This is a genomic window from Phyllobacterium bourgognense (genome assembly GCF_003337575.1).
Lineage (GTDB): Bacteria > Pseudomonadota > Alphaproteobacteria > Rhizobiales > Rhizobiaceae > Phyllobacterium > Phyllobacterium bourgognense.
Map to the genome: position 1 here is coordinate 111,381 of NZ_QPJM01000011.1, position 18,160 is coordinate 129,540.

The 18,160-nt window shown below is 59.3% G+C and carries 13 protein-coding genes and 1 pseudogene; 9 read left to right on the forward strand and 5 right to left on the reverse strand.

Going from position 1 to position 18,160, the window contains the following annotated elements:
- Window positions 1–395 precede the first annotated feature (395 nt).
- The 6 genes from C7476_RS18460 to C7476_RS18485 all read left to right on the forward strand — a co-directional run bounded on the left by C7476_RS18460 (window position 396) and on the right by C7476_RS18485 (window position 7,559).
- Entirely contained in the window at window positions 396–857 is a 462-nt protein-coding gene (locus tag C7476_RS18460) for a (2Fe-2S)-binding protein (RefSeq protein WP_114431344.1), read from the forward strand.
- A 1-nt stretch (window position 858) separates the two neighbouring features.
- Window positions 859–3,117 (forward strand): xanthine dehydrogenase family protein molybdopterin-binding subunit, encoded by a 2,259-nt coding sequence (locus C7476_RS18465; RefSeq protein ID WP_114431345.1) that lies wholly within the window; start codon window positions 859–861, stop codon window positions 3,115–3,117.
- Window positions 3,118–3,126: 9 nt separating this feature from the next.
- Window positions 3,127–3,759 carry a hypothetical protein gene (locus C7476_RS18470; protein ID WP_114431346.1) on the forward strand — a complete coding sequence of 211 codons (633 nt, stop codon included), beginning with the start codon at window positions 3,127–3,129 and terminating at the stop codon, window positions 3,757–3,759.
- A gap of 192 nt (window positions 3,760–3,951) precedes the next feature.
- Window positions 3,952–4,401 (forward strand): GFA family protein, encoded by a 450-nt coding sequence (locus C7476_RS18475; RefSeq protein ID WP_114431347.1) that lies wholly within the window; start codon window positions 3,952–3,954, stop codon window positions 4,399–4,401.
- A 90-nt stretch (window positions 4,402–4,491) separates the two neighbouring features.
- Window positions 4,492–5,721 (forward strand): MFS transporter, encoded by a 1,230-nt coding sequence (locus tag C7476_RS18480; RefSeq protein ID WP_114431348.1) that lies wholly within the window; start codon window positions 4,492–4,494, stop codon window positions 5,719–5,721.
- Between the two features lie 137 nt (window positions 5,722–5,858).
- Complete coding sequence (locus tag C7476_RS18485) at window positions 5,859–7,559, forward strand: FAD-dependent oxidoreductase (protein ID WP_181872507.1); 1,701 nt, start codon at window positions 5,859–5,861, stop codon at window positions 7,557–7,559.
- 367 nt (window positions 7,560–7,926) lie between these two features.
- On the opposite strand, the gene C7476_RS18490 is transcribed toward C7476_RS18485, so the two are convergent.
- Window positions 7,927–8,766 (reverse strand): oxidoreductase, encoded by an 840-nt coding sequence (locus C7476_RS18490; RefSeq protein WP_114431349.1) that lies wholly within the window; start codon window positions 8,764–8,766, stop codon window positions 7,927–7,929.
- Window positions 8,767–8,868: 102 nt separating this feature from the next.
- Here C7476_RS18490 and C7476_RS18495 point away from each other — a divergent pair, with 102 nt between their 5' ends.
- Entirely contained in the window at window positions 8,869–9,759 is an 891-nt protein-coding gene (locus tag C7476_RS18495; protein WP_114431350.1) for a LysR family transcriptional regulator, read from the forward strand.
- 468 nt (window positions 9,760–10,227) lie between these two features.
- Here the strand turns inward: C7476_RS18495 and C7476_RS18505 are convergent, their stop codons facing one another.
- The 3 genes from C7476_RS18505 to C7476_RS18515 all read right to left on the reverse strand — a co-directional run bounded on the left by C7476_RS18505 (window position 10,228) and on the right by C7476_RS18515 (window position 12,447).
- On the reverse strand, window positions 10,228–10,947 hold the full coding sequence (locus C7476_RS18505) for an SDR family NAD(P)-dependent oxidoreductase (RefSeq protein ID WP_114431352.1): 720 nt from the start codon (window positions 10,945–10,947) through the stop codon (window positions 10,228–10,230).
- A gap of 124 nt (window positions 10,948–11,071) precedes the next feature.
- Window positions 11,072–11,500 carry a putative quinol monooxygenase gene (locus C7476_RS18510; RefSeq protein WP_114431353.1) on the reverse strand — a complete coding sequence of 143 codons (429 nt, stop codon included), beginning with the start codon at window positions 11,498–11,500 and terminating at the stop codon, window positions 11,072–11,074.
- Window positions 11,501–11,592: 92 nt separating this feature from the next.
- On the reverse strand, window positions 11,593–12,447 hold the full coding sequence (locus C7476_RS18515) for a VOC family protein (RefSeq protein WP_114431354.1): 855 nt from the start codon (window positions 12,445–12,447) through the stop codon (window positions 11,593–11,595).
- A gap of 181 nt (window positions 12,448–12,628) precedes the next feature.
- Between C7476_RS18515 and C7476_RS18520 the strand changes: the two genes are divergently transcribed.
- Complete coding sequence (locus C7476_RS18520; RefSeq protein WP_245426415.1) at window positions 12,629–13,831, forward strand: MFS transporter; 1,203 nt, start codon at window positions 12,629–12,631, stop codon at window positions 13,829–13,831.
- Here the strand turns inward: C7476_RS18520 and C7476_RS18525 are convergent.
- A complete protein-coding gene (locus C7476_RS18525) occupies window positions 13,828–16,731 on the reverse strand; it encodes an ATP-binding protein (RefSeq protein WP_114431355.1) in 2,904 nt (967 codons plus the stop codon). The genes C7476_RS18520 and C7476_RS18525 overlap by 4 nt on opposite strands.
- Window positions 16,732–17,481: 750 nt before the next feature.
- On the opposite strand from C7476_RS18525, the pseudogene C7476_RS18530 reads away from it, so the two are divergent.
- A pseudogene (locus tag C7476_RS18530) lies at window positions 17,482–18,128 on the forward strand (tyrosine-type recombinase/integrase).
- Window positions 18,129–18,160: the final 32 nt, after the last annotated feature.

Genomic DNA, 18,160 nt, shown 5'->3' on the forward strand with positions numbered 1-18,160 from the left:
GCGCTCAGGTTCTGGCGCGACACCGATCCCGCCGTTGTCGCGTCTTTCCTTGCCTCGACTGCAAAAGGTGTTCGTCACGATCGGCAGCGTCGACAATTCTTAGGGCATAAACCTGTAGTGGAAATATTACCAGGATCACCTACTGCCACTAGACATGTCGCATTCGGACAACACGCCCGGGTAATCTCTGTCCCGAGGTCCCCGCCTTCATGACGTTCGCGGCACCACGTCGAGCGGCCAAGAACTAAACGGACTCGGCTTTGCGTTGGCGGTTGTTGATGTCCAAGCGCCGGTTAAAAGAGGTAAATTTCCGGTCAACTGTTCTTTGCAGCTTCGCAAGCCGCGAGTACGGTTGCACGCGATAGCCAAGTATTCAAAACTGCGGAAGGCGTGCCATGTTTGACATCACGGTAAATGGCGTTAGGCATCGAGTAGACGTGGTTCCCGAGATGCCTTTGCTCTGGGTTTTGCGCGATGAGCTCGGCATAACAAGTCCTAAGTATGGTTGCGGAATAGCCCAATGCGGCGCTTGTACTGTGCAAGTCGATGGAGCAGCCGTTCGCTCCTGTCAGGCGCGTATGGCTGATATTGCGGGCAAGGCGATAACTACGATTGAAGCCGTGGGCAATGGCAAGCTGCACCCGGTGCAGGAGGCCTGGATCGAACATCAGGTACCCCAGTGCGGCTACTGTCAGACCGGTCAAATCATCCAGGCGATCTCGCTCCTCGAGACAATTCCCAATCCAACCGATGAGGATATCAACGAGGTCATGTCGGGCAATCTCTGCAGATGTGGCACGTATGAACGTATTCGCGTCGCCATCCATGCAGCCGCTAAGAAGATTGGAGGGATTTGAGATGGTCCATGTGCCAAGTCTTTCCCGCCGTGCCTTCGTTTTCGGCTCCGTCGCGGTCGCGGGAGGTGTGGCGTTCGGGCAGTATGGTCATGCCGAACAGGCACCTTCTTCCGCTGTCGCGACGAATCCGTTGACGGCGGAGCTCGGTCCGAATTCGGTTACCTTCAATCCTTGGGTCGAGATCAGTCCTGAAAAAATCACCCTGATTGCCCAGCATGCCGACAAAGGCCAGGGCGTCGGTTCTATCCAGGCTCTCATGATCGCCGAGGAGTTGGACCTCGAGCCGGGCCAATTTGAGATTCGCTTCGCCGGACCTAGTCCAGCCTATTTCAATACGGGCTTTGCACACGAACTTGCGCCGTTCATGGCAGCAGACCAAAGCCCCGAAGCCGAGAAGGCTCGCGCGGCAGCGCTGGAATGGCTCAGGAAGGCTGGTCTGCAGATGACCGGGGGCTCCAGTGCGATTCCAGATACCTACGAAAAGCTGCGCATGGCCGGCGCGATCGCGCGCGAAACGCTCAAGGCGGCCGCAGCCAAGCGCAGCGGAGTCGCGGCCGCCGACTTACGCACAGAGGCCGGAAGCGTGATCCTGCCCGAGGGGACGAAAATTCCGTACGTCGCGCTTTCGGCCGATGCGGCGAAGATTACGCCGGTTGCGGTCGCCAAGCTCCGCGAACCATCACAATGGCGATTTATTGGCAAGCCGATGGAGCGACTCGATATCCGATCGAAAGTCACCGGCGAAATGAAGTTCGGTATCGACCGGACGATGGACGGCATGGTTTACGCGGCCGTCAAGCTGAATCCCAACAAGGGTCAGCCGATCAAGTCGTATGACGCGAGCAAAGCTCAGTCGATGCCCGGGGTCCAGACTATCCTCAAGATATCGAATGGTATCGCGGTGATTGCAACGAACAGCTGGTACGCGATGCAAGCGGCCGAGGTTGTCGACTGCGTATGGGAACCGAGCAAATATCCGGCCGAGCAGGCTGACCACTGGAACGTCGTTGCCTCTTCCTTTGCTCCACGATTCCTCGGCAAGGAGTGGCGCAACGACGGCAAGATCGATGCTGGGTTGGAAGATGGGACGCTGGTCGAGGCGGAATACCGCGCACCCTACGTGGGGCATCAACCGTTGGAGCCGCTCAACGGCATAGGCATCGTTACCGACAGGGGAATGGAAATCTGGGTCGGACATCAAACGCCACAATCAGTGCAGTTCATCGCTGCCACAGCGATTGGCATGAAGCCAGAACAGGTGACCTTTCATAACGAGTGGATGGGTGGGAGCTTCGGACATCGCCTCGAATTCGAGAATATCAGAGTACTTGCCGAGATCGCTAACCAGATGCGCGGGATACCGGTGAAGCTCATCTTCTCGCGGAAGGAGGATTTCCTGCAGGACATTCCCCGGCAGATTGCGATGGGCAGGTATAGGGGAAGTGTCAAGGATGGAAAGATAATCGCGGCCGATTTGCAGGTGGCCGCAACAGCGCCATTCAAAGAGCTCCAGGCGAGGATGGGCGCGCCCACGAAGGACCCCGATGGCCAACTGGCGGTTGGCATCTGGAACGTGTACTACAATATTCCCAATTACCGGGCGACAAGCTTCGAAGTACAAGGGCTGTCACCGTCCACGACCTGGCGGTCCGTAGGGGCTTCAGCCAACGGATTCTTCACCGAGAGTTTCATCGACGAGTTGATGCACGCCGCGGGGCTCGATCCGCTCATGGCGCGCATCGAGATGTGCAAGATTCCGATCTACCGGAAGCTCTTGGAAACCGTTGGTGAGATGGCGGACTGGAAGGGACCCCTGGGAAGCGGGAAAGGCCGCGGTGTAGCGTTTGTCGAGTCGTTTGGCACGGCGGTGGCTGAAATCGTCGAGGTGACGATGACCGACGCTGGCATCAAGATCGACAAGGTCTGGGTGGCCGCTGATGTCGGCAAGGTCGTCGATCCTGTCAACTTCGAGAATCTCGTCCAGGGCGGCGTCGTCTGGGGTCTTGGCCATGCCATGAACTGCGAACTCACCTATGCCAAGGGGGCTGTCCAACAGACCAATTATAACCACCACGAGGCCATGCGCATGTATCAGTGTCCCGTGATCGAGGTGCGTGGCCTGGAAAACGACTACACAGTCAGGGGCATTGGTGAGCCACCCGTACCACCTGCGGCGCCCGCGCTCGCTAACGCCATCTTCGCCGCGACCGGCAAGCGTATCCGCGAGATGCCGTTCAACAAGTTCATCGATTTCGTGTGAGGGCGGGCCATGCGAAGAACAACTCTGATCGCGCTCACCTTTGCCAGTTCATCAATCCTCGCCCTGATGGGAATGGTTATGGCTAAGGACGGGGCGAAAGATGCGCTGCCGCCCGGGAGCGTCAGCAGCGCCGCGGGGCTGCAGGCCTGGAAGAGAATTGAAGCGGTGGTGACGCACCCACGTTGTGCCAATTGTCACGTCGATGCGAAGGCTATTCCGATCTGGACACCGGCTGGCGAAAGCAAGCCCCGAGTGCACGGCATGAATATCCATGGTGGAGAAAGCCGCATCGGGGCAGAGACGATCCCATGTTCGACGTGTCACGTCACTTCGACCACGCCGAACGACCCCGCACCGGCGCCCTTGCATGCAGGCATCGACTGGCAGCTTGCGCCGGTGGAATTCATCTGGTTTGGCAAGAGTGGCGCCGAGATCTGTGCCCAACTGAAGGATCCCGAACGCAATGGCGGCCGCGACGCTGACGGTCTCCTCGACCATTTGAGGCACGACGCATCGCTTAGCGGATTTATTCCGAGAGCGTGGGCGCCTGGAGCTGGCCGCACGACCCCGCCGGGAACCTTCGAGGATCACGTCAAAGACATGGCTCTTTGGGGAGCCGCCGGCCAGCCCTGTCCGGACTAAGGAGCAGACTGTCGTGCGGTACTGTCAGTCAGCGCATGATATACTGGTCCTAGGTTTATCGGAGACCTCGTCGACGCTGCGATGTTTCCCTGGGTGTCCGGCGAGCAGATCGTACACGGGTCGTTCCGCGACACCGCGTCGCCCTCTCGCACCCCCATTGCGGCCGCCATCTCACCATCGAGGTACGCAGCTATGATCCAGAAACGTACTGGCCGATGCGCATGCGGCGCGGTGGGATACGGGTTCGACATCGATCCTCACTTTGTCGCAGTCTGTTATTGCTTCGACTGCAAAGCGGCATCGGGTGTCGAGGCGATGACACTTTTCAGCGTAGCTGAAGATGATTTCACGCTCCTAAGCGGGCAACCCAAGGCTTTTCGTTACACCGCTTCTTCGGGAAAAGGGCTGGACCGGAATTTCTGCCCCCCTTACGGCGCAAGACTGTTCACCAGCAACGCGGAAAGCTATTCGGGCATGGTCTTCGTCACGATCGGCAGCCTCGACAATCCCGAAGGCTTCGGGCCTGTGCTGGAAATGTTCACCAAGCGCCGCAATTCGAGGCTATGCCGGATGAACTCTGCCGTGTGGCCGATACCTGGGCTTCATGGACTGGTCGCCGGACTTAACTTTCCGCCCGGATAAAATAGCGCGTGGTCGGACAACTGGACATTTGGGCGGGTCACTTCGTGCGGGTCGGCGCGATCCTCCCAGTCCCTATGAAAGGAGGCAGGGATGTTGGAGAAAGCCTATCGTGGTCAATGCGCTGCCGTAAAGGTGCATTGTACGAACGAGGCGGAGCGGCGAAAGAGGGGCCTCACGTTGTTCGCCCTCGCACTCGGAAGCTTCTGCATCGGGACGTCCGAGTTTGCGAGCATGGGGATTCTCCAGCTGTTCTCCGCGAGCCTTGGGATCGATATCCCCACGGCAACGAATGCGATCACTGCCTACGCCTTCGGTGTGGTGATCGGAGCTCCTCTCGTGACACTGGCGGCGGCGCGGCTCAACCGGAGAACCCTTCTCCTGTGCCTAATGGGCCTGTTCATCCTAGGCAACGTCCTGTCGGCGGTCGCCACCGATCTCGGCACGTTCGCCTTCGCCCGCTTCATCAGCGGCATGCCGCAAGGTGCCTATTTCGGTGCCGGCGCCGTGGTTGCGTCGTACATCGTTGGCCCCGGTCATGCCGGCAAGGCCTTTGCACTGGTCATGTCCGGTCTGACGATCGCGACGATCATCGGCTCGCCGCTGGCGACCTTCCTCGGCCAGAGTCTTGGCTGGCGAAACACCTATTTCAGCGTCGCCGCGGTAGCCGGTCTGGCCTTGATTGCCTTGTGGACCTGGGTGCCTCGAACCCAAGCGCTTCAGGGCGGACCCGTGGCGCAGGAACTGGCCTCACTGCGCCGGCCGGCGGTCTGGGCCATGATGCTTGTCGCGGCGCTCGGCGTGGCCAGCATCTTCGCTGTCTATACCTTTATCGGTCCCTTCGTCACCGACGTTGCAACACTCGATCAAACATGGATTCCGGCGGCGCTGGCACTATTCGGCCTCGGCATGACCGCGGGTAATCTGATAGGCGGACGGCTGGCGGATTCATATCCCGCGCGAGGATTGGTCGTGGGCTATGGCAGCGCCCTGATCGTGCTTTCGGTGCTGGCGGCTGGTGGCGGCAATGTGCGGATACTGATGCCAGCGCTGTTTGGCGTCGGCCTCACCATGATGGTCGCCATCCCCACAATCCAGGTGCGCCTGACGCGCGTTGCTCCGGAGGCCCCCACGCTGATGGGCGCCATAAACCTCGCGGCGCTTAATGTCGCCAATGCCATCGGCGCTTGGGCAGGTAGCCTGACCATCGCAGCCGGCTACGGCCTGCTATCAGCCGTATGGGCGGGCTTCGGATTGACCCTCCTGGGTCTTCTCGTCTTTGCGCTCACTTTGCCGAAGGCACCGCAGCCGGCGCCTGCTTGACCCGCCATGGGTTGCATGGAAATGTCCGCGGGCAGACAGCCCACGGAAAGTGGCCTTGATGATGCGCGGGATAGACTGACAAATTGGTCGCGATGATGTCGTCACCAACGAGCAGAGGCCGATATGGAGTTAAGACGATGGCGATCAACGATGCTCGGCGGGAGCAAGCATATCCAACACTTTCAGCTTTCCAAATCGGCATGGCTCGACGCTTCGCGAGCGGTGAGCCGAGGCGCTTCGGCCCAGGCGACATCCTCTACGAGATCGGCACCCGCAACGTGCCTGCCTGGCTTATTCTAGAGGGCTCGGCCGATGCAATTCAGCGCGGTGCGGCTGGCAGATCGTCCGTGAACGCCACCTACGGTGCCGGACAGTTTACCGGCGAAACCAATCAGTTGTCTGGTCATGCAACCCTGGCATCGGTGGTCGCGGGCGAGAAAGGCGTAATGGCAATACCCTTTGATGCACCACATCTTCGCGCGCTTGTCATCGGGTCGGCGGATGTTGGTGAAACGATCATGCGCGCCTACATCCTCCGTCGCGTCTCGCTGATCGAAGAAGGGCGGGTCGGCGGTGCAGGGTCGATTCTGGTTGGACGCCGGGATGCCCCCGACATCGTGAGGTTGTCTGGATTTCTCACCCGCAACGGCTATCCCCACTCCCTCGTCGCCGCATGCGAGGCCGAGGGGCGCGAGCTGGTCGAACGGCTTGGCATCGCACCTGAAGATCTGCCGCTGATGATCTGTCCAAACGGCACATTGCTCAGAAATCCGAGCGACGCGGATGCTGCCTCCTGTCTGGGCGTCATGCCGGATCTCGATCCGAAGATTATCTATGACGTGGCAGTCGTCGGAGCGGGACCGGCTGGGCTGGCTACTGCCGTCTATGGAGCATCTGAGGGACTGGCTGTTTTGGTTCTCGATTCGCGGGCTTTCGGCGGCCAGGCGGGCGCATCCGCCCGGATCGAAAATTATCTCGGCTTCCCAACTGGTATCTCCGGACAGGCTCTTGCAGGGCGTGCCTTCAATCAGGCGACGAAGTTCGGTGCCGAGCTTGCGATCCCACTGACCGTCGGAAAGCTGTGCTGTCATGGAGCTGAGTCGGAAGCTCCTTTCTCTCTGGAGCTCAGCAATCGGTGTACCGCACGGGCGCGTTCCATCGTGATCGCGTCAGGAGCGCGTTACCGACGGCCTGATATCACCAATATCGAAGAGCTGGAGGGGGCTGGCGTCTCCTACTGGGCATCGCCGATCGAGGCCCGCCTCTGCGCCGGAGAGGAAGTCACTCTCGTCGGTGGCGGAAACTCAGCCGGCCAGGCCGTTGCCTACCTCGCACCGCAGGTCAGGCACCTGCATCTGGTGGTCCGGCGACCGCTCGAGCAGACCATGTCCCAGTATCTGATCGACCGGATCGCGGTATTGGCCAATGTCGAACTCCATGTGGGAAGCGAGATTGTGGGCTTGCATGGCGACCGCGAGACAGGTCTGACGGGCGCCACCTTCCGTGACGCCCGAACCGGCGAGACCGAGGAGTGTGCCTCGCGCCATCTCTTCCTGTTCATTGGCGCCGATCCCAATACCAGCTGGCTTGACGGCTGTGTGGCGATCGACGGAAAGGGCTTCGTTCTCACGGGAGACGGTATCGGGCAAGGCGAGCGGCTGCCGCTGGAAACGAGTTGCCCTGGCATCTTTGCCGTTGGAGACGCACGCGCCGGCTCCACCAAGCGAGTCGCGGCCGCCGTCGGAGAAGGCGCGGCGGTCATCGCGCAGATCCATTCTTTTTTGACACGAAATGTGGGACCCGCCTCGATCGTGGGTCCCTCGCCTGCCCCGGTTTAGGCAAGTGACCGTGTCACTATCAGCATAAGTATCGCGGATGGTGGGAACAAGCCCATTCGAGATGCGTGAATTAAACGGGCGAATGACTGTCTCGATGAGGTCTGCCTTGCTCACGTAGACCCGCGAGGGCAGCAGAATTTCCAGCAACTCCCACGTCACGTCCTCCCTTGATCATCATAGAGACTTCCGGTTCCGTTTTTTCAGGCATCGAAGCCTGCCTGAACGGTGGCCTTATTGCGCGTTTCGATGGTGTCCGTCGATCGTACTCACCTCCATTGGTGCGAGAAATAGCAGCCAAAATCGCCAACATATGGAAGGTGGGTCGCTGTTGAACATTGTATTGCCCCTTGTTTGTTGAATTTTTCGCTCAGCTGCCTGCCGGGAAATCAGTGGAGATCGCTAGTTCCCGCCATGCGGCAAGCTCTCCGGCAACCGCGGTGTTCTTCTTTTCAATTGCTACCACCGTGTCAGAGCCGAATGGCATGCGAAGCGGTGGATTGTCGGAGTGGGCCACAGTGATCATCGCCTTTGCCAGACGGGCCGGATCGCCAGGTTGGGCGTGATTGAATTGTGCAGCTGCGGATCGCATCACGCCTGCGGGGGTATCGTTATAATCGGCAATGGCGCTGTGGCTGACTGAAAGCGAGCTTTCATCGAGAAAGTCGGTGCGGAAGAAGCCGGGTTCGACGACAGTGACCTTAACGCCGAGTGGGGCGAGTTCGTCGGACAAAGCCTCGGAAAGGCCTTCCACCGCAAACTTCGTCGAGCAATAAACGCCCCATCCGGGATGGCCGACATAGCCGCCGATGGACGAAATGTTGATGATGTGGCCGGCACGCTGTCTGCGCATGTGGGGAAGCACAGCGCGGGTGACCTTGAGCAAGCCAAAGACGTTTGTGGCATAGAGCTTTTCAATCTCAGATGCTGTTGCCTCCTCAACAGCTCCAAGCAGGCCGAAACCGGCATTGTTCAGGAGAATGTCAATCTTGCCGAAGCGCTTGATCGCCTGCTCGGCTGCCGCGTTGGCCTGTTCCTCATTGGTGACGTCCAGTGCGACTGGAAGCAGGTTCGGATGATCGCCAAACCGAGCAGTGACTGTTGCAGGGTTGCGGGCGGTTGCAACAACGGCATCGCCGGCTTTCAGAGCTTCCTCGGTGATCAGTGCGCCAAAGCCGCGTGATGCTCCCGTAATGAACCAGATGCGCATGATGTTTTTTCCTTTTCTGTTGAATGCACCCAAGTTCTACCGCATGTAAGAAGATGAAATAATCGCCGTAAATTTCTACAAGCTAATGAGGGAAATTCATTAATGCGGAAGCTTGGCCCTGCCGACCTCGCCATATTTCTTGCCATTGCGCAGCACCGCAGCTTTCGTAAAGCCGCTGTCGAGCTCGGCGTTACGGCTTCGGCGCTAAGCCATGCATTGCGGAGCCTCGAGGAGCGGCTTGAGATACGTCTGGTCAACCGGACGACCCGAAGTGTCGCGCTGACCGATGCGGGGCAGCAATTGTTCAGCCGGGTCAACCCGGCCTTCCTTGACATCGAGGATGCGCTTGAGGATTTGAATGCCTTTCGCGGTCAGCCTTCCGGCAAATTGCGCATCAATGCGGCGCGGGTAGCGGCGAAACTGGTGCTCTTACCAATTATCTCGAAGTTCCTGCAGGCCTATCCCGCAGTAGAGGTCGAATTGCTGGTCAATGATGCGTTGGTCGATATGGTTGCAGAGGGCTGTGATGCGGGTGTGCGTTTCGGCGAGATGGTGGCGGCCGACATGATTGCATTGCCAATCGGTCCAAGGCACCGCTTCGCGGTGGTGGCCTCACCCGGCTACTTTGTACAGCATCCCGAACCGGTAACACCGCATGATCTCAGCCGGCAGCCATGTATCCGCTATCGTTTCGCGGGCGGATCATTTTATCGATGGGAGTTCGAAAAAGGCGGAATCGAGCTGGAGATCGAAGTGGCAGGTCCTCTTACCCTTGGTGATCAGGATCTGATGATAGGCGCGGCACTGGATGGTGCAGGCCTTGCCTATCTTTTTGAAGAGCAGGTGCAGACCCTTATTGTCGAGGGGCGTTTACAGCGGGTTCTTGAGGACTGGTGTCCGTATTATCCGGGGTTCTTTCTGTATTATCCCAGCCGACGGCAGCTTCCAACAGCGATGCGGGCCTTCGTCGATTTTCTCAAGGTAAGCCGGTAAGCCAGACTGCGGTTACACGCTGGGCATCTCACGCCAATGGCTGCCGCGTAAAGACGCCGTGTTTCCACGACATCCTTACCCAACAACCATTGGCCTTTGGTCAAAGGAAATGACAACATCTGGGACTTGCGCATTAGAAGGCGAATGAATCGAGCAATGGCTGCTATGCGCCCAAATCCAGTCATTGGCGTTTGCGCTAACGGAATCGAAAGCGGACATTCACTGCTGACGCGCACGACTGCGCGTATGGATTCGTTCCCGACTTTCTTGCCCAAGACGCTCCCGAAAAATGGAGGGAACAAGGGTCTTGCTGTGATCGGAAAACTCCAATCTCCGGCGGTCCAAGCTTCGGTCTCGGAGCAGTCTCAGGTCAGGGTCAAGTTGTCTGACTGATCGGGGCGCACCGCTGCCGCTTCCTCCGCGGCTCGCAAGGCAGAGCCGTCCGCGATGACCCGCATGTCTCCTGCGCTACTGGGCAAGATAACCGCCGTCGATGTTCAACTCGACGCCGGTCACGTAGCTTGCCTCCTCGGAAGCTAGATACAGGCAGCCATAGGCGATCTCGATCGACCTGCCACCGCGCTTCATCGGTGTTGCCGCGATGACAGCTTCATTGAGCTCTGGCGCCTGTGCATCCGTCAGCGGCGTGTGGACGAAGCCCGGATGCACGGAGTTGACCCGGATCCCGTCGGATACGTACGTCATCGCCGCGTTTTTCGACATGTTGCGGACAGCACCTTTGGCGGCATGGTAGGAATGCGCACCCGCAACTGCTGCACTGCCCCAGATCGAGGAGATGTTGACGATCGAACCTGCTTGCTGCTTGCGCATGACGCGAATTGCTTCCCGCATGCCGAGGAAGACACCAGTCTGGTCGACGGCGATCATCTTCAGCCAGTCCTTCATCTCCAGCTTGTCGAGCGGCTCGTAGGCGATAATGCCGGCATTGTTTACAAGCACGTCAAGTCGGCCATGTTTCCTGACGATCGCGGCAACGACCGTTGCCCATTGCTCTTCGCTGGTCACATCAAGCGTCATTGCTTCGACGGCGTCGGGATATAGTTTTTCGGACGGCTTGATGTCGCCGGCAACGACGATGGCGCCCTCGCTATTGAACAGATCCGCGACTGCGAAACCGATACCACCTGCGGCTCCTGTGACCAATGCAACCTTGCCCTTGAGTCTCATCTCGCAGCTCCTTCTTGGCTTGATGGTGTCGTGTGCAAAAGCGGCGCCTGCGGCGCGGCGTGTTCTTCTCCGAGCAATCCGCGATGGCCCTCGTTCGCCGACGTCTAGTTTCGTGGGAAGTGTGCTAGTCGCCAGCCGGCGCGAGGATCTGCATTCGCATCACCTTCACTCCGCCATCGGCGAGTTCGGGCAGCTTGGCAAACCACTCCTTCACATATGGCATGGCGTTATGAGCCTCAAAGTCGGCTTCGTTGGCGAATATCTCGTAGAAGATGAAGTGTCCGGGGATCTCACGGTTCTCCTGAAGAAAATAGACGAGATTTGCGGGATCGCTGCGGACAAGGTCAATGAGAGGAAGCGTGACGGCCCGTAGTTCGGCCTCCTTGCCCGGTTTGGCACGGACCTCGGCGACAACCGAATAGGCCCCGCTTGCAATTTTGGCATAGCCCTGGGCCGGGCCTTCCTGTGCGAGCGCTTCCGTTTGGAGAACGGGTCCCGCGAGCAGGCCCCCGAGCAGAATAGCCGAAGCCTGCAGCCGCAGCGTTGTGATCATGTCGTTTCTCCTTATCTTGCCAAGCGCGGTAAGATGGCCCGCTGGCCAAATCCGGGTGCCGGCTTGCAAAGTGATGCTGATGCCTTTTGCGCTTACTTCGCGCTTGCAAGTTGCAGATGCGCCGCCAATGCATCGGCAAACCGCTTTTTCACAGGTCCAAGCGCCTTCACGAACTCCAGTTGCTCCCCCTCCGGGCCCTTGCAATAGATCAGTTCCCAGCCGTCCGATGGCGCTACGGTCACCTTATTGGTGTTGGCGCTCTGGGGGGCCTCCTTTCGTTCGTCTTCAGTCGAAACACGTATGATGCGATTTGCCCGCACCTGCGTCATGCCGCGCTGCGCGGACTCCGCCTCGAGATCCGCGATGAACTGGTTGAAGTCGACATCATCCCGGACATAGAAGCAGATGTGCATCATTCGCGGAAAAGCCGGGCTCATGTGCTCTACCGGTTCCGCGAAAGCCTTTGGGCCGCCCATCGGTTGGTCGGCATCGCGATACTGCAAGAGTTCGATCACGACGTTGTCGAACTGAATGAATCGTACATCGAGCCGTTGAGCGCCGCCCCTCAGGTCGGGCACGCCGATCGTCCGCGGATTGACGCCGAGTTGATTGGCCAGGATTTCCTGGTCGGCAAGCAGCGTGTTCTGCACGGCGTCGCCTTGAAAATCTCCATGGCGAAAGACTTCGGTCCCACCGAGTACGGCCGTGTAGAACTCGAATGCGCGTTCCATGTTCTGCACGGTCAAGCCGAAATGCTGTACGCCCTGGAGCCGGGCACCGAGCGAATTTGAATCACGGGTTGTGACGGGCGTTTCTTGCGCGGACGCAGTTGCGTTAACCGAGAGGGCGCCGGTAATTCCGCCGATCGCAACTCCTCCGGCGGCGCGAAGGATGGCGCGGCGCTTCGGGTCGTCCGGTTGGGTATCTGGCCTTTGCTCGCGAGACATCGATGCCTCCTGTTGTTCGCGGGACTGCCCGAATATTAACGCTCCAGCACTTGCGAGGGGCGTTAAAATCGGTGAAATTTGGTGAAACGAGCAGCGATCCGCTCAGCACGATGCCGACAACCTGGTGTCTTGCTGCAAGCGGAATGCGGCCCGACCGGCGCCAACAAGGGTTCACATGGGAATGGACACGACAGCGGGACGGGCCAGACGGATTGCAATCGTGCTGGGGTCCGGCGCGGGGATGTATTTCAGCATCGGGATCGTGCTGATCTATGGCTTTAGCGTTTTCATCGTGCCAATCACCGCGGATACCGGCTGGGATCGGACCGTGGTGGCGTCGGTCGTCGCACCGATAGCCATCGTAAATGGCCTTATGTCGCCCTTTGTCGGCGCTCTGACGGATCGATTCGGCCCGCGCCGGGTGCTCGCGGTGTCATCCGTGTCGATGGCGATCGGCCTGATCGGCATCGGGATCGCGTCGCAGAACCTGACGGCCTTTATCGTGGCGGTCGCCGTGGCAAGCCTGATGGGCGCCGCCCAGACCGGTGTGCCCTATTCGTATGTGGTGGTCGGATGGTTCTCCGCCCGGCGCGGCCTCGCACTGGGTATCATGCTTTCGTTCGTGGGGCTTGGGATCGCGACCGTGCCGCCGTTCCTTGCTTTCCTCATATCCGAGTGGGGTTGGCGCCTTGCTTTCGCGGCAGCCGGCCTGATATCCATGGCAGTTACGCTTCCCGTCGCGCTTTTTGTTATTCGCGACCCACCCGTAATTCACGGGCCGGACCACGCAGGAGTGGCGGGCCACACTGTTCGCCAGGCGGTGGCGACAACCAGCTTCTTGCTGATGCTGGGCGCGTTCTTTTTCAACTATTTTGCCGCCGCCGCCGGATCCATTTCGCTTCCCGTCGTGATGGTGGATCGCGGCGCCACTCCAACAAGCGCCGCCTTTGTCATGAGCCTTGTGGGATTGGCCTTCATCGCAATGCGCCTCGGCTTCGGGGCACTGCTCGACAGGTTTCCGCCGGTCCCATTGACCAGCCTGGCCTTTTTGTCGCCGGTCGTCGGTCATCTCGTCCTGTCGAGTTCCGAGGGCCTTTCCCCTGTCTATGTCAGCGCCGTCCTGTTCGGCCTCGCCACCGGTGCAGAGGGCGACGCAATCGGCTACCTCCTGTCGAAACGCTTTGGAATGCGAAGCTTTGGCAAGATCTTCGGCATCAACTACATGGCTTTGACCTTTGGCGCTGGCCTTGGCCCGGCATCCCTCCACATCATGGCTGCCGAAGGGACCCGTTATGTCGAGACCTTCATGATCTTTGCAGGCATTGCAGCGATCGCTCCGTTCCTGCTCATGGTGGATGGCCGTACGCGAGCGCTAACGCGCTAGGAATTCGGATGTGTATGCCCGTCGCGACGAGCCTTACGAGCAGCGCTTTTGCTCCCCTTGCCAGCATCCCCCAGGGTATCGAGGAGTGTGCGCGCGCTCACTAGATCGCGGGTTGCGAACCCTTCGTCGAAGCGTCGATATATCGGCGCCAGCAGACTGCCGGCCTTTGCGCCTTGGTCCGATCGGAGCCAATGTTCGGCTAGGGCCGTCGCCGCGCGCAACTCCCATGACAGCGCACCTTGCCGGCGCGCCAGATCAAGCGCCTGCATGTAAAGCGCTTCGGCCTCGGCTATCCGGTTGACGCTTTCCTTGCGCAACAGATCGGCCTTTGTACGCAGCAGTTCCGGCATGCACCAAATTTCGCCGGTCGATGCCGAAAGCGCGACTGCCTCGCCGATCGCGGTCTGCCCCGCATCAACGTCCCCATGATCTCCCAGACCCGCAGCGTAAACGCCGATATAGAAAGGGCAACGCATGCGGAAACCTATTGCAAGAAGCTCATCGAGCGCGCCTCTCAACATCGCCAATCCAGACGGATCACCGCTCTGCAGCAGCCACTCTGCGCGCAGGCAGCGGCTCATGGCACCCCAAATCGTCATCGCGTGCTCCTCGACATGGGCTTCGATGCCGACAAGCAGGCGCTCCGCGGCAGCAAGGTCTCCCGTCAACAGCGCAATGGGGCAGGTCGTGTGGACGATGGCATTGCAGAGCGCGAGGGCGTGCTGCGCGGCCCCTGCCTCTTCCAATTGACGCTGCGCCATGGCAACCGCCTTATCGGGATGCCCCTGCAGCCAGGTGACGTTCGCAAGGGTGCCCCTTGCCGCAGATCGTGGGTCTAGCTGGAAACGCGCAATGTCCGAGCGGGTCGCGGGAGGAACATATCGGGCGATCATGCGTTCGAGGTGACGCCGTGCCTCTGCAAACTCCCCCAGATAGCGCAGGGCGGTTCCAGTCTGCCTATCGACATTGTTGCGTGCATCCAGATCGCCGCGGTCGGTTGCCAGCTTTCTTATCTGATCCGCCATCCCCAAGGCCGCTTGGTGATCGCCCGTCCAGGTGAAATAGTCGCACAATCCCCACAGGCACCTGAGCATGTATTCGGTGTCGTTGAGCACTTCGGCGGAGCCGAGGGCTGTGGTCCAGGCGGCATTGACTTCGGGTAGCGGGCCGCGCGTATGGAGCAGGGTGGTGCCGAGCGCCAGATGCAGCTTTAAGTCGTCGCGTACGCTACGGAAATCGGCATAGGAACTGTTAAGGGCGTCTTCGACCCTGGCACGGCACTCCTCCACGAGCGATAGATGTTCCCAAAACGGGAGAGCAGCTACCGTGAGCGCTACGCCGATGGCAACGTTGCGGTTCCCGGAGAAGGCCCAGCCCAAAGCACTGCGGATATCGTCCATCTTCCGCCCGTACTCGGCGAGCCAGTGGGCCGTCGGCCGGATTTTCCATTCGACCTCGGCGCGTTTGGCGAGTTCGAGGAGATGTTCGGCGTGGCGCCGGCGCAGGCTGTCAGCTTCGCCGCTTTCGGCAAGTTTCTGCAGCGCATATTTGCGGGTTGTATCGAGCAATCTGTAGTGCGTCCCGAGCTCTCGTCTCTCAGTCGATACAAGCGACTTTGCAACGAGGTTCGCGACACCGTGAATGCATTCGGAGCGGGCACGACCCTTGTCGACCGCAACGGCGCAGGCCGATTCGAGACTGAAGGCGTCTGCAAAGACCGAGAGGCGTCGCAGCAGGACGCGCTCAGGTTCGGCAAGCAGGCCATAACTCCAGTCCAGCATCGCAGCCAAGGTGTGGTGGCGAGGGTCGCCGCACCGCCTATCGCTCAACACATGAGATTGTTCGGCGAGAAGGTCGAGGAGTTCGCGCGTATTGAACGCATCCAATCGCGGCGCGGCGAGTTCGATCGCCAGTGGCAGCCCATCGAGCCGGCGGCAGATCTCCGCCACGACCGGCGCGTTCCCGTCGCTGAGCTTGAACTCGCCGCGACTTCCGACCGCGCGGTCGACGAAGAGCTCGACCGCTGGGAACGCCAAAGCCTGGGCTGCGGAAAGTTCGGACACTTCGGGTGGTGTTTCGAGAGGCGGCAAGCGATAGACCTGCTCTCCGAGAACCCGCATGGGTTCTCGGCTCGTGGCGAGAATTCGTACCTTTGCTGCGGCGGCCAGCAGCGTTTCTGCGCAGGAGGCCACCGCTTCGATGACATGCTCACAATTGTCGAGCACAAGCATGAATTCCCGGTCCGCTGCGAAAGCGGCAACCGCAGCTTTGATATTCGCCGAGTGGACCCTCAATCCCATTGCCGTGGCGATCGACGTTGGTACGAGAGTTGCGTCGTAGACGGTCGCCAGATCAACGAACCAAATGCCATGGTCAAAGGCTGCAGTCAGTTGAGCAGCGATTGCGAGAGCGAACCTCGTCTTGCCGACGCCACCTGGACCAACGATCGTCAAGAGACGCGATACCTCAACTGCGCACCGGATCGCATTAACTGCATCGCCTCTTCCCACCAAACGGGTCGTTGAAACAGGCAGATTGTGCGTGCGGGTACCTTGAAACTTCGCCGTGACGGGCATGTCACTCTGCCCCGAAATACGCACGGGAAAAACGAACCGGTAGCCCCGGCCGCTCATCGTCGCTATGTATTGCGTGCCGTCCGGAGCATCCCCCAGCGCCCGACGAAGAGCGGCAACGTTCACCTTCAGATTGCTTTCCTCGACGAAGGTATCCGGCCAGACGCGCGACACAAGCTCAGCCTTGCCCACCAGTTCGCCAGGACGCTCGATCAGCACCGCCAAAATTTCCAGTGCGCGACTACCGACACGAACGGCCGTCTGATCCCGCATCAGCGACTGCCGCTCTGGTACAAGCACATACGGGCCAAAGGAGTAGGAAAGCACGATCGAAGCTCCAGACGGAAACGCACAAGCCCCTTGAATACGTGAACGATCGCTACTTGAAACCGCTCACAGCCTCAGGACAATTACCACTATCATACGTGAAATACATCGCAGATCGATCGACAACCGCGTGACAGCAATGCGTGAAACACTGAAAGTACAAGTCTCAATTTCAATCAGGCCTAGGCACAGTACCTGGGTCATCGTTGGAAACGGAAATTATTTCCGAACAACTCACGCACGCCTAATCGCTCGAATTATCCTTCTTCCGCCGCAACTCGTGTCGGTTTTCGACGGAACCATGAGTGACCTCCGCCTTCGAGGTTCGCAGCGTTGAACCCAACGCCGTTGTCGGTAAATGAAATCGAGGAAATATCGCCGGCAACATCTACAGCGATTTCAACATTAACGCTGCCCTTTTCGGCCGCCAACTGTTCGGTATAACGATCGTTAATCGCCTGGATCGAGTTGCTGACGGCCCGTAGACCGAATAGAGAACCGCTGTCTTGCCGTCAGGAAGACGCATGTTGTTTATTCTGCCGAGGACATCGAATTTCATAGCTATTTGGACTCCCGTGTCAGGATAACCAGATACCTGCAAGAGGCGGCCGATTGTCAACAACCTTGGGCGGCGAATTGGGCGAGGCAGCGGAAGGGCGGCCTCCTGTTAGGTTCACGCCAGAGCTGCCGGTTCGTTCACGGCCCCGTCGGTCCTTGAGCTCACGCGTTTTTCCTAACGGCCAATGGTGGCTGAAGGAGAACTCAAATGGGTATTGCAAATACGATCCTGCCGCACTGGGCCGTCCGGCATGGACGCTGGCCGAAAGGTTGGCGTCAAGAAGCCGCTGAAGCAGCGCCAGATTTGGGCGATTCGCTTCTTCCTCGACCGGGAGGGCCGCATGCGAGATCGCGCTCTGTTTGACCTCGCAATCGACAGTAAGCTTCGCGGCTGCGATCTCGTTAAAATCAAAATCGGCACTATCGTGACAGGAACAGAAATCCGAACCCGTGCCATGGTCGTCCAGCAAAAGACTGGCCGTCCGGTGCAGTTCGAGATCACGGCGGACGTTAGGGCTAGCCTGCTTGCATGGCTTGAACGAAGAGGTGGAACAGTTGACGACTACGCCTTCCCAAGTCGGGTCGATCATAGCGATCATCTCAGCACTCGCCAGTACGCCCGATTGGTGGATGAGTGGGTAACTGCAGTTGGGCTACGACGCGAAGACTATGGCACACACTCGCTTCGGCGCACCAAAGCCGCAATGATCTACAAGGCGACAGGCAATCTTCGCGCGATTCAAATCCTAATGGGGCACACCAAGATCGAAAATGCGGTCAAGTACCTGGGCGTGGATATTGAGGATGCACTGGAACTAGCTGAGCATACTGAGATTTGAGCGCGTGCGGCCCCGCGCACAGTGGGGCTGCA

Coding starts and splice junctions, on each gene's coding strand:
- C7476_RS18460 (WP_114431344.1), top strand. CDS start 396: ATGTTTGACATCACGGTAAATGGCGTTAGGCATCGAGTAGACGTGGTT.
- C7476_RS18465 (WP_114431345.1), top strand. CDS start 859: ATGGTCCATGTGCCAAGTCTTTCCCGCCGTGCCTTCGTTTTCGGCTCC.
- C7476_RS18470 (WP_114431346.1), top strand. CDS start 3,127: ATGCGAAGAACAACTCTGATCGCGCTCACCTTTGCCAGTTCATCAATC.
- C7476_RS18475 (WP_114431347.1), top strand. CDS start 3,952: ATGATCCAGAAACGTACTGGCCGATGCGCATGCGGCGCGGTGGGATAC.
- C7476_RS18480 (WP_114431348.1), top strand. CDS start 4,492: ATGTTGGAGAAAGCCTATCGTGGTCAATGCGCTGCCGTAAAGGTGCAT.
- C7476_RS18485 (WP_181872507.1), top strand. CDS start 5,859: ATGGCGATCAACGATGCTCGGCGGGAGCAAGCATATCCAACACTTTCA.
- C7476_RS18490 (WP_114431349.1), bottom strand. CDS start 8,766: ATGCGCATCTGGTTCATTACGGGAGCATCACGCGGCTTTGGCGCACTG.
- C7476_RS18495 (WP_114431350.1), top strand. CDS start 8,869: ATGCGGAAGCTTGGCCCTGCCGACCTCGCCATATTTCTTGCCATTGCG.
- C7476_RS18505 (WP_114431352.1), bottom strand. CDS start 10,947: ATGAGACTCAAGGGCAAGGTTGCATTGGTCACAGGAGCCGCAGGTGGT.
- C7476_RS18510 (WP_114431353.1), bottom strand. CDS start 11,500: ATGATCACAACGCTGCGGCTGCAGGCTTCGGCTATTCTGCTCGGGGGC.
- C7476_RS18515 (WP_114431354.1), bottom strand. CDS start 12,447: ATGTCTCGCGAGCAAAGGCCAGATACCCAACCGGACGACCCGAAGCGC.
- C7476_RS18520 (WP_245426415.1), top strand. CDS start 12,629: ATGGACACGACAGCGGGACGGGCCAGACGGATTGCAATCGTGCTGGGG.